The 14,498-nt window shown below is 39.4% G+C and carries 12 protein-coding genes; 4 read left to right on the forward strand and 8 right to left on the reverse strand.

Annotated elements, in window-relative coordinates; all coding sequences use genetic code 11:
* Positions 1-1,281, forward strand: a complete 1,281-nt coding sequence (locus G3O08_RS17735) for a glycosyltransferase (protein ID WP_163286797.1) — start codon at positions 1-3, stop codon at positions 1,279-1,281.
* A 53-nt stretch (positions 1,282-1,334) separates the two neighbouring features.
* Here G3O08_RS17735 and G3O08_RS21575 read toward each other — a convergent pair whose 3' ends face one another.
* The 4 genes from G3O08_RS21575 to fmt form a co-directional block, all read right to left on the reverse strand.
* Entirely contained in the window at positions 1,335-1,619 is a 285-nt protein-coding gene (locus G3O08_RS21575) for a 30S ribosomal protein THX (protein ID WP_163286798.1), read from the reverse strand.
* 44 nt (positions 1,620-1,663) lie between these two features.
* Positions 1,664-2,335 (reverse strand): TrmH family RNA methyltransferase, encoded by a 672-nt coding sequence (locus G3O08_RS17745; protein WP_163286799.1) that lies wholly within the window; start codon positions 2,333-2,335, stop codon positions 1,664-1,666.
* A 59-nt stretch (positions 2,336-2,394) separates the two neighbouring features.
* Entirely contained in the window at positions 2,395-2,667 is a 273-nt protein-coding gene (locus G3O08_RS17750) for an HU family DNA-binding protein (RefSeq protein WP_163286800.1), read from the reverse strand.
* A gap of 355 nt (positions 2,668-3,022) precedes the next feature.
* Positions 3,023-3,967 carry a methionyl-tRNA formyltransferase gene (gene fmt / locus G3O08_RS17755; protein ID WP_204336929.1) on the reverse strand — a complete coding sequence of 315 codons (945 nt, stop codon included), beginning with the start codon at positions 3,965-3,967 and terminating at the stop codon, positions 3,023-3,025.
* 217 nt (positions 3,968-4,184) lie between these two features.
* Between fmt and G3O08_RS17760 the strand changes: the two genes are divergently transcribed.
* On the forward strand, positions 4,185-5,552 hold the full coding sequence (locus tag G3O08_RS17760) for a hypothetical protein (RefSeq protein ID WP_163286801.1): 1,368 nt from the start codon (positions 4,185-4,187) through the stop codon (positions 5,550-5,552).
* On the opposite strand, the gene G3O08_RS17765 is transcribed toward G3O08_RS17760, so the two are convergent.
* A complete protein-coding gene (locus tag G3O08_RS17765) occupies positions 5,524-6,699 on the reverse strand; it encodes a class I SAM-dependent rRNA methyltransferase (protein ID WP_163286802.1) in 1,176 nt (391 codons plus the stop codon). The two genes, G3O08_RS17760 and G3O08_RS17765, sit on opposite strands and share 29 nt — an antisense overlap.
* A 40-nt stretch (positions 6,700-6,739) precedes the next feature.
* Positions 6,740-8,656: a RecQ family ATP-dependent DNA helicase gene (locus tag G3O08_RS21775; protein WP_163286803.1), complete on the reverse strand. Its 1,917-nt coding sequence runs from the start codon at positions 8,654-8,656 to the stop codon at positions 6,740-6,742.
* 161 nt (positions 8,657-8,817) lie between these two features.
* On the opposite strand from G3O08_RS21775, the gene G3O08_RS17775 reads away from it, so the two are divergent.
* Both G3O08_RS17775 and G3O08_RS17780 read left to right on the forward strand, forming a co-directional pair.
* The gene (locus tag G3O08_RS17775) at positions 8,818-9,936 is read left to right on the forward strand and encodes a branched-chain amino acid aminotransferase (protein ID WP_204336930.1); all 1,119 of its coding nucleotides are present in this window, start codon (positions 8,818-8,820) and stop codon (positions 9,934-9,936) included.
* A 309-nt stretch (positions 9,937-10,245) separates the two neighbouring features.
* Entirely contained in the window at positions 10,246-10,659 is a 414-nt protein-coding gene (locus G3O08_RS17780; RefSeq protein WP_239541336.1) for an NADPH-dependent FMN reductase, read from the forward strand.
* A 13-nt stretch (positions 10,660-10,672) separates the two neighbouring features.
* Here the strand turns inward: G3O08_RS17780 and G3O08_RS17785 are convergent, their stop codons facing one another.
* Positions 10,673-13,459, reverse strand: a complete 2,787-nt coding sequence (locus G3O08_RS17785) for a DEAD/DEAH box helicase (RefSeq protein WP_163286804.1) — start codon at positions 13,457-13,459, stop codon at positions 10,673-10,675.
* A 1-nt stretch (position 13,460) separates the two neighbouring features.
* On the reverse strand, positions 13,461-14,141 hold the full coding sequence (locus tag G3O08_RS17790; protein WP_163286805.1) for a phospholipase D-like domain-containing protein: 681 nt from the start codon (positions 14,139-14,141) through the stop codon (positions 13,461-13,463).
* Between the last annotated feature and the right edge of the window lie 357 nt (positions 14,142-14,498).

Raw genomic sequence — 14,498 nt, forward strand, 5'->3', positions numbered from 1 at the left:
TTGAATAAGTATATAGCGAAATACGGTGTTAGACCACAATTGATTTCTCATCTTCCCGAAGAGGACTTAGGCATTGTAGTGGTAATACCCGCCTGCAATGAGCCCGATATCAACAACGCAATCAGTGCATTGTATAATTGCGATCGCCCCACCTGTAGTGTAGAAGTCATTGTAATTGTTAATGCTTCAGAAACAGCATTGATTGATTTAAAAGAGCAAAATCTAAAAACTTACCAGGACTGTCTTTCGTGGCAACACAAAACAGCCGAGAAAAAATTTAGAGTATTTGCGCTATTAGAAAATTACCTTCCGGCAAAACATGCAGGAGTGGGGCTGGCCCGTAAAATTGGAATGGATGAAGCCGTGAGAAGGTTTTACACCGTTGGAAATGAAAATGGAATTATAACCTGTTTTGATGCAGATAGTTCTTGCGCAACAAATTACCTCACAGAGCTTTACGCCCATTTTAAGCTTAATCCAAAAACACCTGCCTGCAGTATAAAATATGCACACCCCACCTTTGGGAGTGAGTATGAGCCACTTACCTATCTCGGCATTACGTATTATGAGTTGCACCTTAGGTATTACAATCAGGCTGTGCGCGCTACAGGTTTTCCGAATGCTTATCACACCACTGGCTCGTCTATGGCTGTGCGCAGCGATGCGTACCAAAAACAAGGTGGAATGAACAAGCGACAAGCCGGTGAAGATTTCTATTTTCTGCACAAAATTATGCTCCTTGGCAACTTTACCGAACTCAATACCACTACTGTATACCCATCGCCGCGCTCATCTGACAGGGTGCCCTTTGGTACCGGCAAGGCAATAGGCGATTACTTGAAAAATACTGACAAGGGCTACTACACCTATAATCTCAAAGCTTTTCAATATCTGGATATCTTCTTTAAAAACATTCCGGAGTTTTATCTCTCTGCGCCTCCTTTGGTTACTCTTGGTGGCGTAATTCCCTACGTGCTTATCGATTTTTTAAACGCCTACTTTTTTGATGAGCGCATAGCAGAAATCAGGAAAAACAGCAGCAGTTTCAACTCTTTTCAAAAGCGATTTTACAGTTGGTTTAATGCATTTATGATTTTAAAATTTGTACATTTTGTGCGAGACAATGCGCACCCTAATGTACGTGTAGAGAAGGCTGCGCTAGATTTTTTGAGGAGTATCAATTATCCAGAACTTAACGAGATAAAGTCTATAAACCAATTGCTGGAAGTATATAGAATGCTGGATAGTAAATCTATTTCTGCAAGGGTTTTAATGCGCTAAAAAAAGCCTCCACATGTTGTGAAGGCTTTAATTATTTTATGCTTTGATAAAAACTATTCCTTTTTGGCGTTGTCTTTATCCTTTTCGGTGGTGGTTTTCGCTACAGGTTTTTTAGCAGCTGCTTTTTTCGCCGGAGCCTTTTTAGCGTCGGTTTTTGTGGTAGCCTTTTTTTCTGCTTTCGGTGCTTTGGCTTTTGTAGCATCCAAAGCCGTATCTGCAGTATTAGGCTTTACTTGTCGTGAAACGAAAGCAGTTTGATTTTCTTTTCGTGGGCGGCGCTTGCCATAAGAACCCATGTTAACTTTGCCTCGTTTCGTTTTGCGGTCTCCCTTTCCCATAATATTTATTTTTGGATAAGATGAAACCCAAAGATAAGAAAGAATTAAGGTTTATGCCTTTCTAAGAATACTTTCTCGTATTTCTCATACCTGTCAAGGGTTTTAGAACACCAATGAAGCATAGTCTCAATTTTCTCATTTTCGGAAAGTTGCCACGTTAGCTCACTATCCTTAAGCCGCTCGCGTATTGTATGCATACATATTGCGGCGGCAACAGAAATATTAAAACTCTCGGTAAACCCGTACATGGGTATTTTTATATGGTAATCTGACTGATCTAAAACATCGCTTGACACTCCACTTTTTTCTGTACCAAAAATAAGTGCTACCGGTTCATCAATAGGCAAAGTATTGATAGTCATTTCGGTATGCGGAGTTGTGGCAACCAGCTTGTAACCCTTACCTTTTAAGGTTTGCAGGCATTCAATCGTATTGTTTTTTCCTGGTGTATTGTACCGTTTTATATTTATCCATTTAGAGCTTCCTTGCTCTACATCGGGGCTTGTGCTCCATTTATTACGCTTCTCGATAACGTGCACATCTTGAATGCCGAAGCAGTCGCAGCTGCGCATTACGGCGCTGGCATTGTGCGGCTGATATAAATCTTCCAGCACTACAGTAGCATACCGCGTTCTTTGCTCAATAATCTCATGAAATAAGTCTTGCTTATTGTCAGAGAGAAATTGGAGTACATATTCGAGAAATTCTCTATTCATGGAGCATAAAAAAGTCTCTCCGAAACCGGAGAGACTTCCTAATTAAAATAAGATTTTACTTATTTAACTTTTCCTTGTAAGTCAGCACCAGCTTTGAACTTAACAACCTTTTTGGCTTTAATGTCAATTTCTTTTCCGGTTTGTGGATTACGTCCTTTGCGCGCAGCACGAGTGCTTACAGAAAAAGACCCGAAACCTACCAAGGCAACACGGTCATCTTTCTTCAACGCTTTGGTTGTAGTGTTAATAAATGCGTCTAGCGCTTTTTTTGCGTCGGCTTTTGACAAGCCTGCGTCAGAAGCCATAGCTTCTACTAATTCTGCTTTGTTCATTTTAAGTAATTTTTTTTTAGGTTAAACAAAAAGATCGTTGAACAAGAACAAATTTACACGAATAACCATGCGTACCAAGCCTTAGCGGTGATTCTGTGCCCGTTTGTTAATAAAATAGGGGTTTTGTTGATAAGTATAGGCTAAAATATCAATGTTTATGCGGGATTCAGCAGTTATTGCACAGAAAAATGGGTGATTTAGCATTCTAATTCTTGGTTTTCAAAGTTAAATTCAAGGGAAATTTTGGAAAAACACATCCCAGAAATCAATCAAATAAATGACTTTTCCGGATGAAGACACCCGCTAATCTCATTAAAATGTGGCTTTCTTTGAAAGATAATGGCTGTTTACAGGATTATTTATGAAATCTAAAATCAATTGGAGATCTAAATCCGCGTAAAAAGTCAGTTGTTTTCATGCGCTTTTTGCCGGGAACTTGCAATTCAATTATTTCAAGCGCTCCATCATCACATTTCACAAACAGCCTCAATTCATCGGTAAGAAGAATACTCCCGTGTTGGCCGGCAATCTTAAACTCGGCTATCCTGCTCTGGTAAATCTTAAAAGATTGTTCGGGAAAATCAACTCCGGCAGCTATAGTCCACGCTGTAGGATATGGCGATAGCCCGCGAATGTGGTGGTGAACTTCAGCGGTTGAATGAGACCAGTCAATCTCGCAGTCTTCTTTAAAAATTTTTGGAGCTTGTTTCAGTTCACCGGCCGGTTTTTGCGGAATGGGTTTTACTTCTTTCTTTTCGATTTTATTTACGGTACTAAGAAGGAGTTCGGCGCCTTTATCCATCATTCTATCGTGAAGCATTCCAGCATCTTCTTCAGCACCAATCAGCATTTCAACCTGATCGATGATCATTCCGGTATCAATCTCCTTTTCTATAAAGAAGGTTGTAAGTCCCGTTTTTGATTCGCCATTCATTATAGCTCTGTTTATAGGTGCTGCCCCGCGATAATCAGGCAGGAGAGAGGCGTGTAGATTAATCGTTCCTCTCGCGGGCATGCTCCACACGCTTTCAGGAAGCATCCTAAACGCCAGGACAACAAAAAGATCGGCTTCTAATGACTCCAATTCTTTTAAAAATTCAGGGTTCTTTAAGTTTGTTGGTTGCAAAACATGCAGGCCTAATTCTTCTGCTACTTCCTTTACAGCCGATTTTAGAATCTTTTTGCCTCGTCCGGCAGGCTTGTCGGGAGCTGTTATTACACCTACTACCTGATGGGCTTCCGCCAATGTTTTGAGCGAAGGCACAGCAAATTCTGGAGTACCCATAAAAACCAGTTTCATAAATCGTGAATTTATGCGAAGTTAGAAATATGATTGTTTCAATTTCATTTTTTAGCTCAAAAACCAATCATTTCCTGAATACTTACAATTAGAACTGAATTTTGGAATGCTCTACTTCTTTTTCACCAGCGGGAAACCGTTTAGTAGGATTTGGGGTAGACAAAAAGAGACAAGATTCGCAATTTCTAATGAGAACTATTTGTTGTTTATTTACACCGTGAAAAAGGAATCACCAGATTGGCTGAAGCGCACCCAAGAGAGCAGTTGGGAGCCCGAAATACTCATATCGGGAATTTCGCTTATTGCTCTTTTTCAATTACCGGCATTAATTCACAAGGCTCAGGTTTTTGTTAACGACAATACCTTTACCATTTTTCAGAATGGAAATGTAGACGACAGCTTTTTTATGTTGATGGAAACTGCTGTCTATTGGCTTATAATTTGCCTGATTATGCACCTTGGCCTCCGCAGCATCTGGGTTAGCTTTGTTGGTCTTAGCTATGTTTTTCCCGAAGGTATTTCTTTTAAAGCATTAAAGCTTACAGATTTTTTTAAGGCACGACTTCTACGTGTGCGCTCTTTTGAAGAGTCTGTAATCCGACTTGAAAAAATTAGTAGCATGATGTATGCTACTGCTTTTCTACTCGTGCTGGCTACAATCGGTGTTTCGTTTTATTTTTCGTTTTGGGTAGCACTAATTGTCGTTTTGAATGCGTTGGTGCCTGAACTTTTTAATAATGCTTATGCAGGTTCTATTTTTACATTTCTGATGCTAATTATGGCCATACCTTATTTTATAGACTTTATCACCCTAGGTTGGCTAAAGCGATTTAAATGGTTGTCAAAAGTTTACCGGCCTATTTATATTTTTTCAGGAATACTTACCCTTGCGCCGTTCTATCGCGGAATATACTACGGTTTGATTAGCAATATCAGGCGACGATATATTCTTACAGGAGCTATCTTTTTTGTGGTTGTTACCTTTATTATTTTTAGCGGGTTGCGTGGAAAATCGATACTAGATCGCTCCACAATGGTTGAAGCTGCAATTGGGTATTCTATTCTAGAAGGCTATTATCGGGACTTAAACCCCGAAACTCCAGATCGCTGGGCTACCATTGAAAGCAGTGAAGTGAGCAATGGAATAATAAAGCTAATTATTTCGCACAAAGCTGCGAATGAAGAGAAGATTAAAGCTAATTGCGACTATGACGCCAGAATAGCTGAAGATGATGAAAGCAAAAGTCTGATTTTGCTCGATTGCCTGTCAAATTTTATTGAAATAGAAATTGACAGCACCGGGGTATTAGCAGAACGTTGGTTTTTTGCAGATTCACCGAGATCTAAACAAAAAGGTCTTGCTACATGGTTGCGAACAGATACCATAACGAATGGTGTACATCAACTCAATGTGTTCGTTCAGAAAAACGATACTGCCCGAAAGTTGGTCGCATCAATTCCGTTTTATAACCTCAGCGGGAGATCGTTTTCGAAAAGTAAAACAATTGAACTTCCGGAAGCCACCGAAGCGGAAAAAACGGACAGCGTTCCAAATATTAACTTACCGCTAAAACCAGACCTTTAAGGTACTCTCCTTCAGGGTGAAAAATGCTGATGGGATGATCTTCAGGCTGATGCAAATGATGTAAAATGCGAACGTGGCGGTTTGCTTCAATGGCAGCAGCAGCAATGGTATTGTTGAATAAATCTGGAGTAACTACTTGCGAACAGCTGAATGTAATGAGAATTCCACCCGGCTTCATAATGCTCAATGCTCTTGCATTTAAACGCTTGTAAGCCTGCACTGCTTTGTGTCGCGCTGATCGGTGCTTGGCAAATGCAGGTGGGTCGAGAATGATAACATCATAATCCTGATCGCGTGCTTCATCAGAATTTAAATACTCGAGCGCGTCGGCAGTAATAGACTGGTGATGGCTTCCCGTGAGGCTGTTTGCTTCCAGGTTTTCATCAACGAGTTGCATGGCTTTGGCCGAGCTATCAAGCGAATGAACCATTTCTGCACCTGCCTTTAATGCGTAAATCGAAAATCCACCGCTGTAACAAAAGGCGTTGAGCACTCTTTTTCCTTTTGCATATTTTGCCGACAAAGCTCTGTTTTCTCGCTGATCTAAAAAGAAACCTGTTTTTTGACCTGTTTGATGATTTACCACAAAAACATTTCCGTGTTCAAGAATATTTATTGTGGGTGGAATATCGGTGTCATCAGAAAGATTTGTATTCGATTTTTCTGCCGATTTGTGTACCACATTATTAAGCCTATTGCCTAGAGTTTTGTGAAGTGCTTCTTTAATCAATTCAAAGTCGCGGGTCATGCCGGCACTATGTGTTTGTACCACTGCTACACCATTGTAAAAATCGATAACCAACCCCGGGAGTTGATCTCCTTCGGCATTAATAAGGCGATAAGCATTTGTTAAATCGCTATTGGTTAATCCCGATTGGCTTCTAATCGCAAAAGCCGATTTTATCCTCTCGGCATAGAAATCGGAATTTATTTCCACTTCGGCGAAAGCCAGAATTCTTGCGGCAATACTGCCATCGCTAAAATGTGCTGTGGCGAGAATATTGTCTTGATGATTAGCTATATAAATTACATCACCATTCTTAAGATCAAATTTATGGAATTGCAATGCTCCCGAAAAAATCCAGGGATGGCGACGGGAAATACTCTGTGTTTTTCCGGACTTTAACTTTAATATGGGATAGCTCATTTTCTTGAATTGCAGGCGCAAAGGTAATCATTGATGGAAATTACAGAAACCCCACAACTTGAGAGGCGTCGTTTTCGGTATTCACAAATATTTCATTGTTATCGGCCATCCATTGAATGACCTTTAAAACGTCCTTTTCTTTGAAGGTGGAAAACACGGCAAGTTTATAGAGTTGAACCGGTTCGCGGGTGAGCTGATTCTCAATTTTCTCTTTTATGTCATAAAATAAAGACTCCTTTACTTCCTGCTTTTGAATGGATAGGCAAACATCGCATTTGCCGCAAGGAATTTCTGAATTATCGCCAAAATAAGAAACGAGTTGTATGCTTCGGCATATTATACTGTTTTGCGCGTAGGCTATTGAAGCATTCATCTTGGTGAGATATCTGCGTTTTTGCGACTCCATAAATTCCCTGTCAAGCACAATGCTCTCTGGTCTCAAACGCTCCGTGGGGAAAGAAATAAAAGGGAAATCGGTTTGCTCCTGATATTGTAAAACACGCATTTGATGAAGCTGATTGAGGAGATCTTTTACACTATTTGCAGCAATTTTTAACCGGGTTCCGATGTTGTTTTCGTTAATTCTTACAGGTTGTTCAAAAAGACCTTCATAAGAGCGAAGGAGTAAATGGATTAATTTTTCAAAGCGAGGCTGTGTTACTTCAAAGCTATAAAGCTCCTTGCTTTTAAGCATAAACTGAATTTTGGAAGGAGAGTGAATGGCATCGCTAAGGGTAAGGTATCCGTTGTATTCGAGCATTTTGAGGCTATTTACAACTGCGGTGGGATTGAACTTATACTTTTTTGAAAATTCGGATACATCAAAGGGCAGGGGCTCTTCCAATTTGCTGCCAAGCGCAAGCTGAAGGTGGTTTACTAGTGCCCTAAAGGTTTGAATAATTGTCTTCTCATCCGGAATCATCCCCATTACCCGATCGCGGAGGTAGGTTATGTCACTCTCTTCCATTAAATAAATGGCGTATGATTGCTTCCCGTCTCTACCGGCTCTTCCGGCTTCCTGAAAATAGGCTTCAATAGTTTGAGGTAAATGAATGTGAACAACAAACCGTACATCGGGCTTATCAATCCCCATTCCAAAGGCATTGGTGGCAACCACTACTTGCGATTTGTTTTTAATCCATAAATCCTGGGCTTCGCTTCGTTCTTTATAATCCATACCACCGTGGTACGGCATAGCACCTATTCCATTTGAACGGAGCAAATGCGCCATCCGCACAGTTTCGCGTCGAGTAGGTACATAGACAATTCCCGAACCACCTACTTTTTTAACGATATTGCAAATTCGGGAAAGTCTGTTTTGCTCTTTCTGAACGACGTAAATAAGATTGGGTCGTATAAAGCTCTTTCGAAAAATTGCCGGATCTCCTAATTCGAGCTCCCTTACAATATCTTCAACCACTTCTTGAGTGGCCGTAGCGGTAAGCGCAATAACAGGAATTTTGGGCAGCAACTTTCTCAATTCGGAAATTTCGCGGTAAGCCGGCCTAAAGTCGTGACCCCATTCGCTTATGCAGTGCGCTTCATCTACAGCGATAAGCGAAACCTTCATTTTTTGAAGACGCGCTTTTACAATATCAGTTTTTAGCCTTTCCGGAGATAGATATATAAACTTCAAGCTTCCATACACCGCATTATCAAGAGCCACATCAATTTCGCGAGATGATAAGGCACTGTTTATCGCAATGGCCGAAATACCTCGCAGCCGAAGGTTGTGAACCTGATCATTCATAAGTGCGATAAGCGGAGATACCACGATACAAACACCTTCTATGGCCATGGCGGGAACCTGAAAGCATATAGATTTTCCACCACCAGTTGGGAGCAAGGCCATGGTATCGCAACCCGAAAGTACCGATTGTACAATTTCTTCCTGCAAAGGCCTGAAACTCTGATGGCCCCAGTATTTTTTTAATATGTCTGTTAATTGATTGTCCACAATGGCTTACATAGCAAATACAAATTAACGATTTTTTATGATTTCAAAAATGAAGAGTTTTAAGAATATTATTTTTTCTAATATCCTTAGTCTTAGTGGGTAGGCTAGCACCACAGTCTTAGTGTCATAAGTACAATAAGTTGGTTCTTAAACTTTTGCTTTTGAACCACACTTTAAAAAGGCTATTTTTGTGGGATTATTACACAGATCCTATGATTGATACAACTATAATAGATATACAGACCACGCAAGAAAGCAGATTGGCAGAAACAAATTTTGATGAGCTTATATTCGGAAGAACCTTTGCAGATCACATGTTTGTAATGGATTATAAAGAAGGTAAATGGCAAAAGCCTACCATCCGGTCTTTTCAAAATATGAGTATGTCGCCGGCTTCTTCGGTTATACATTACGGCCAGAGTATTTTTGAAGGCATGAAAGCTTTTAAAAATGAAAACGGAAAGTTTGGACTCTTCAGACCGGATATGAACGTAAAACGGCTGAATAAATCGGCGGAAAGAATGTGTATGCCAAAGGTGCCTGAAGATATTTTCATGGAAGCCCTTACCACATTGGTGAAACTCGACAAAGACTGGATTCCGAAAGGGGAATACTCATCGCTTTATATTCGCCCGTTTCTTTTTGCAACAGATGAATATATTGGTGTAAAGGCCAGTGACAACTATCGATTTATGATTTTCACATCGCCAGTTAATGCCTATTATGCCAAGCCAGTAAATGTAAAAGTAGAGCGCCATTATACGCGTGCAGCCCGCGGAGGCACCGGATTTGCAAAAGCAGCCGGAAATTATGGTGGCTCGCTTTACCCCGCCAGATTGGCCAACCAACAAGGGTATGATCAACTTTTGTGGACCGATTCAAAAGAACACAAGTTCATTGAAGAAAGTGGTACCATGAACGTAATGTTTGTGATAGATGGCAAACTTCTTACTCCCTCACTTAGCGATTCCATATTAGATGGTATTACCAGAAGAAGTGTTCTTGAGCTCGTAAGAGACTGGGGAATGGAAGTAGAAGAGCGCAGAATTTCAGTAGAAGAAGTGCTGAAGGCAGCTGAAGAAAACAGACTTCAGGAAGCATTTGGCTGCGGAACTGCTGCAACAATCGCCCATATCGCTTCTATAGCCGATGATGAAAAAGTGTATGATTTACCGGCAATCGAAACCCGTGAAATTTCACAGAGACTGCAATCGTATTTTATCGATCTCAAAAAATTCAGAATCGAAGACAAGCATAACTGGATGCTTGATTTATCTTAATATTTGTCTGTAAAATAAGGAATGCTGTAAGTCTGAGTTTGGAAAGGTGATAGAAAGCTTTAGGTAATCTAAAGGACATGTTTTCTTGTTTCTTGGGCTTAGTTCGCTTCAATATTGAGAAAAGATTAGGGAAATAGGTCTTTTGACAAGTATAATTCTAATTGCCCGTGAGATCAGATGAATAAATATGAAAATATTAGCTATTCATGGAAGCGCAAGCAGCAATTCTTCTAATCATAAGCTGATAGAGCAGATAAGGAAGTTTGCTAATGGCAAATTGACTTGACCATTTTTGAGCAATTATCCAATTTGCCACATTTCAGTCCGGAAATTTCAATAGAAGGCACTCCAAAAAAAGTATTAGAATTAAGAGAGGCCATTAAAAATTCAGATGGTGTACTAATCTGCACACCTGAATATGTATTTAGTATTCCAAGCGGAATTAAAAACGCAATCGAGTGGTGTGTTTCAACAACTGTTTTTTCAAGTAAACCAGTTGGGCTAATTACCGCTTCTGCAAGCGGCGAAAAAGGACAAGAAGAGTTGCAATTGATAATGAAAACTTTGGAAGCATCATTTACAAATAGAACAACGCATTTAATTCAAGGAGTGAAAGGAAAGGTTGACACTGAAGGGACGATTACAAATTTGGAAACTGAAAATGACATCCAAAAGTTTGCAAATGATTTCGAAGAGTTTATAAAGTACAGAGAGCTTGAGTAAAACGTTGAATGAGCTACTCCACTTTTCCAGTACTATCAACTCTGGCAGCATTAAGAAACGCACATATTTTCTCTTCACAAACCTGCCGCCTGTAGCGCCAAAGTGCGTATGAAATTGGAATCATTTTAATTCCAGCTCGCATTAGAGCCTTGTATTTGTATAAATCAATAGTATTTTCGAATGGCCCCGGAAAGCCAACCATATCAATTCCGTAGAGCTTCTTGTCGTGCTCAATTACTATATCAATCGTTACACCGGCGATAGAATAGGCTAGTCGTGTTTGGTGATTCAAGCTTTCAATATACGCACAAACTTCATCTGTAAATTTATCTTTTATAAAATCTGTTTCAGTTCCTTTGGTTTCCGATGTCGATTTGGAATCATAATATTTCCTGAGAAGACTACCAATCGGTATTTTGTTTTTATCGAACGAACTTACAAGATATTGTTTGTTCTTGGCGCGGGTAATACTCACATTAAAAACATCATCTTTATTCAAAAAATGAAATGCAGATTGTTGAGAATCATCATCTAACGCAAAAGAGATAAACATAACATCTCTCTCTTCACCCTGAAAAGAATGCGCTGTACCAACCAGGATACTGTGATTTTGGATTTCCGAAAACTCCAAATTCTCTTGAATGGCGGTTGCGATTTGATCTACCTGATTTCTAAATGGAGATAGAATGCCAATAGTTTGTTTTTGACCAGTAATTGTATGTTTATCAATTTCAATAATGTCCTTAATCTCACTCAAAATCAAGTCAATCTCTTTCTGATTAATGCCGTTTTTATCACGCTTCCCATTTGAGTGCATTTGAAACAATGCCTGCGCATTATCTTGCAGGTTATTTGTCATTATTTTGAGTGCATCAAAATAGAATTGTGCATTGCTAAAAGCTATCAATTCTGGTTTGCTTCTATAGTGCTCGTCGAGAAAATGTATTTGATTTTGTTCTTTAATTCGCTCTTCACCAAGATCAAGAATGCTCTTTTCACGGTAAGTGAAATTTTCCTTTTGCTTTTCTGTAAAAACGTGTTTCTCTTGCAAAAAGTGCTCCTTGGAGCGCGATAGAAAAGAAATGTGGCGTAGCTGTTTAGAATCGCCAACAATTACAGCACTCTTGGCACGCTGCAGTAACGGAAGGCACGTTGAGATATCGCATTGGCTGGCTTCGTCAATCACAACAATGTCAAACATTTCTTTATGCAGAGGCAAAATTTCTCCAACATCTTTTGTGGTTGTAAGCCAAATAGGAAAAACGCGAAATAAATCCTGAATATTTATACTTTCTAAAAACCATTTTTGGCGCGCAGTATTCGAAGCGCGCAGTGAGCTCAAATAGTTTCTTAGCAATTCGCGGTTGTTAATAATGCTTGCGTGAAGCCTACTGGAATACAAATAGTTAACGTATTCTCTGTTCTTCTCAATCAATTGATCAGTTTGTTGAAGATATAATTCTGTAATATTCCATAAGAATAGATCCCGCCTTTCTATTTTTTTCGATAAAAAGAACCTGTGAATTCTGTTCCATAAACTATCAGCAGAATCTGTTTTGAGAATCGACTCACCCGTTGACAATTCTTCAAGGTCTGCCCGTTCAAATTGCGTTATAAAGCTTTTTAGTTCCTGCCTAAGTATTTCAATTTTAATTTTTTTATGAGATGACTTGTCATTCGCGCTGTTCTCGCGATTCTCGCGATAACTTTCTGAAATATGACCTCGCGATAGTAGAAATTGAAGTCGGTTTTTTAATTCCTTAATTTCGCCCCTGCCACCGCGCACGCACATTTGCTTGGTACCCAGAAGTGCTTCAATTTTATTTTCAATAACGTTTACAGCGCCATCGTTTCTTGAGCAAACCAGCACACTTTTTCCCTGGTTCATCATGCTAATTGCCAGGTTTGCAATAGTGAAAGATTTCCCTGTGCCTGGCGGGCCAATGGCCAGCGAAATCTTATGTTTTAAAGCAGTATCTATAACATTTTCTTGTGCTGTATTTAAGTCGGCAGCAGAGTTTATGTAGATCTTAGAATGTGGAAGTTTTTGATTTATACTTTCATCAAATAGGACTTCAATTGGGCCGGAATAGGTGGTGCCATCTTTTGAAAGTGATTCGAGTTCAGCGGCGGTACTTCTGGTTTTGGTTGATTTTCGCACCATTCCAAATCCAGAACATGGCACAAGCTGATAGGTAGATTCAAATGTGTTGGCTTGAAACGTTTTTGTGATTTTGTATTGCGATAGATTGTTTGGATAGTCTACCATGAGTGAAGCATCTGCTCCAGGCAGATGTTTTTCAATTAAACGACTCAAGTTCCCATTATCGCGCAATTCAATGCTGCCTTCCGGTAAATGTTTGTGAAAAGCCGTTTCGTCAAATTCAGAATCATAATTTTTTATAAGGTTTAGAATTACCGGATTAAAAGCAGGAGCAAAAATATCGGCTTGAATAAAAAACAGCTCACTTTCGTAAATAATCTTTGCCGGATAGATTAGTAGCGGCGCAATAAGTTTTTCAGATTTTCCCTGAAAGCCGGTATACTTTCCAAGTAAGAAATGACTTCCATAAATTAATTCTTTTTCTTTTTGATATAGCGCAACTTCGCCTTGAAGTTTCCTAGCTATTTTATCATCAATAGGAAAGTAGGGTAGCAGTCCACTAATATGTTCATCTCTCCCTTTTATTAAGGTATGCTTTTCTACTTTAGCACTTAAAAAATTCGCTATACCACCACCTTTGTTCTCTTCTTCAAAGCAATTTTTGTAAAATGATATAATTTTCTGAAGGCTCGCCAAATTAATAGTCTATTAGTTGGTCTGATAGTTTCTCAAATTCTCCGAGAAATGACTTTACAAGAAATGGGTTTTGGGTTACCAGTATATTTTCCTGATTTCTATCAGCTGCGCTTCTTGTCCAATTATAACTGCCTGTTAGCAAAGTCTTTTTGTCAATAATACAAAACTTATGGTGCATGTGATGTTCTGTACTGTCAATTTTAATAGATACATTATTGTTGTGCAACATTTCAATATCCGAACCCCTGTCGAAGCTCTTATCGTTGTCTGTTAGTATTTTCACCCCAATACCGCGGTTGTGAGCAGACAAAATTTCAGTCGAAATATCATTGTCGCTTATAGTAAAAACACATATTTTAATAGAAGAAATCGCAGCCCTTAGTTGAGTGATAATAGCTGATTTGCAGGCTTGTCCCGGACTAAAATAAGCAAGCGCTATATTTGCTGGCTCTGATGAAATAAGCGTTAACTTATTGGTCTCTTCAATCCAATTTATCAAACTCTCTTTTGACAGGTGGTCTTGATTCTCTCTGGCAATATCAAAAATCTGACTCCTTAAGAAATCCATCTCCCGCTCTGTCAATACTTTTTCGACAATTAATTGTTTCAGATCTTTTTTCTCACTTGATGTAAAAACGTTGTCATCAATTGATTCTTTGAATTTTTGGATTACTTCTTTCATACTGTTTCTGGCATTGTGGGCGTGCTAAGTTAGTGTAAAGTTGAAGTATAGTCGTATAGAGTGATTTGCAATAGTCATAAGCTGAATAGTAACGCGTTTCAAGCGCAAATCGCTGCGCAGCATTCAGCCGCGACCAATGGAAGTGCCAGAAGCAGACATGCATGTAAAATTTGCGCCGTGACCCCAAATCAACTTGCACTGATAGCCCTTTTATGTTTGCAATGATTTAATATCAAGATTAATTTTTGTTATTAAATCCGGGTCTTTATATTGTTGTCTATACAAGATATATCGACCTGGTGCATAAGGCCTACGAGCCCTTGATGAGTGTTTACACTACATCGTCTTTCAGGTTTG

The organism is Cryomorpha ignava, assembly GCF_010686655.1.
GTDB lineage: Bacteria > Bacteroidota > Bacteroidia > Flavobacteriales_D > Cryomorphaceae > Cryomorpha > Cryomorpha ignava.

Coding starts and splice junctions, on each gene's coding strand:
- G3O08_RS21575 (WP_163286798.1), bottom strand. CDS start 1,619: ATGGGAAAGGGAGACCGCAAAACGAAACGAGGCAAAGTTAACATGGGT.
- G3O08_RS17750 (WP_163286800.1), bottom strand. CDS start 2,667: ATGAACAAAGCAGAATTAGTAGAAGCTATGGCTTCTGACGCAGGCTTG.
- fmt (WP_204336929.1), bottom strand. CDS start 3,967: ATGAAACTGGTTTTTATGGGTACTCCAGAATTTGCTGTGCCTTCGCTC.
- G3O08_RS17765 (WP_163286802.1), bottom strand. CDS start 6,699: ATGAGCTATCCCATATTAAAGTTAAAGTCCGGAAAAACACAGAGTATT.
- G3O08_RS17745 (WP_163286799.1), bottom strand. CDS start 2,335: ATGAATAGAGAATTTCTCGAATATGTACTCCAATTTCTCTCTGACAAT.
- G3O08_RS17790 (WP_163286805.1), bottom strand. CDS start 14,141: ATGAAAGAAGTAATCCAAAAATTCAAAGAATCAATTGATGACAACGTT.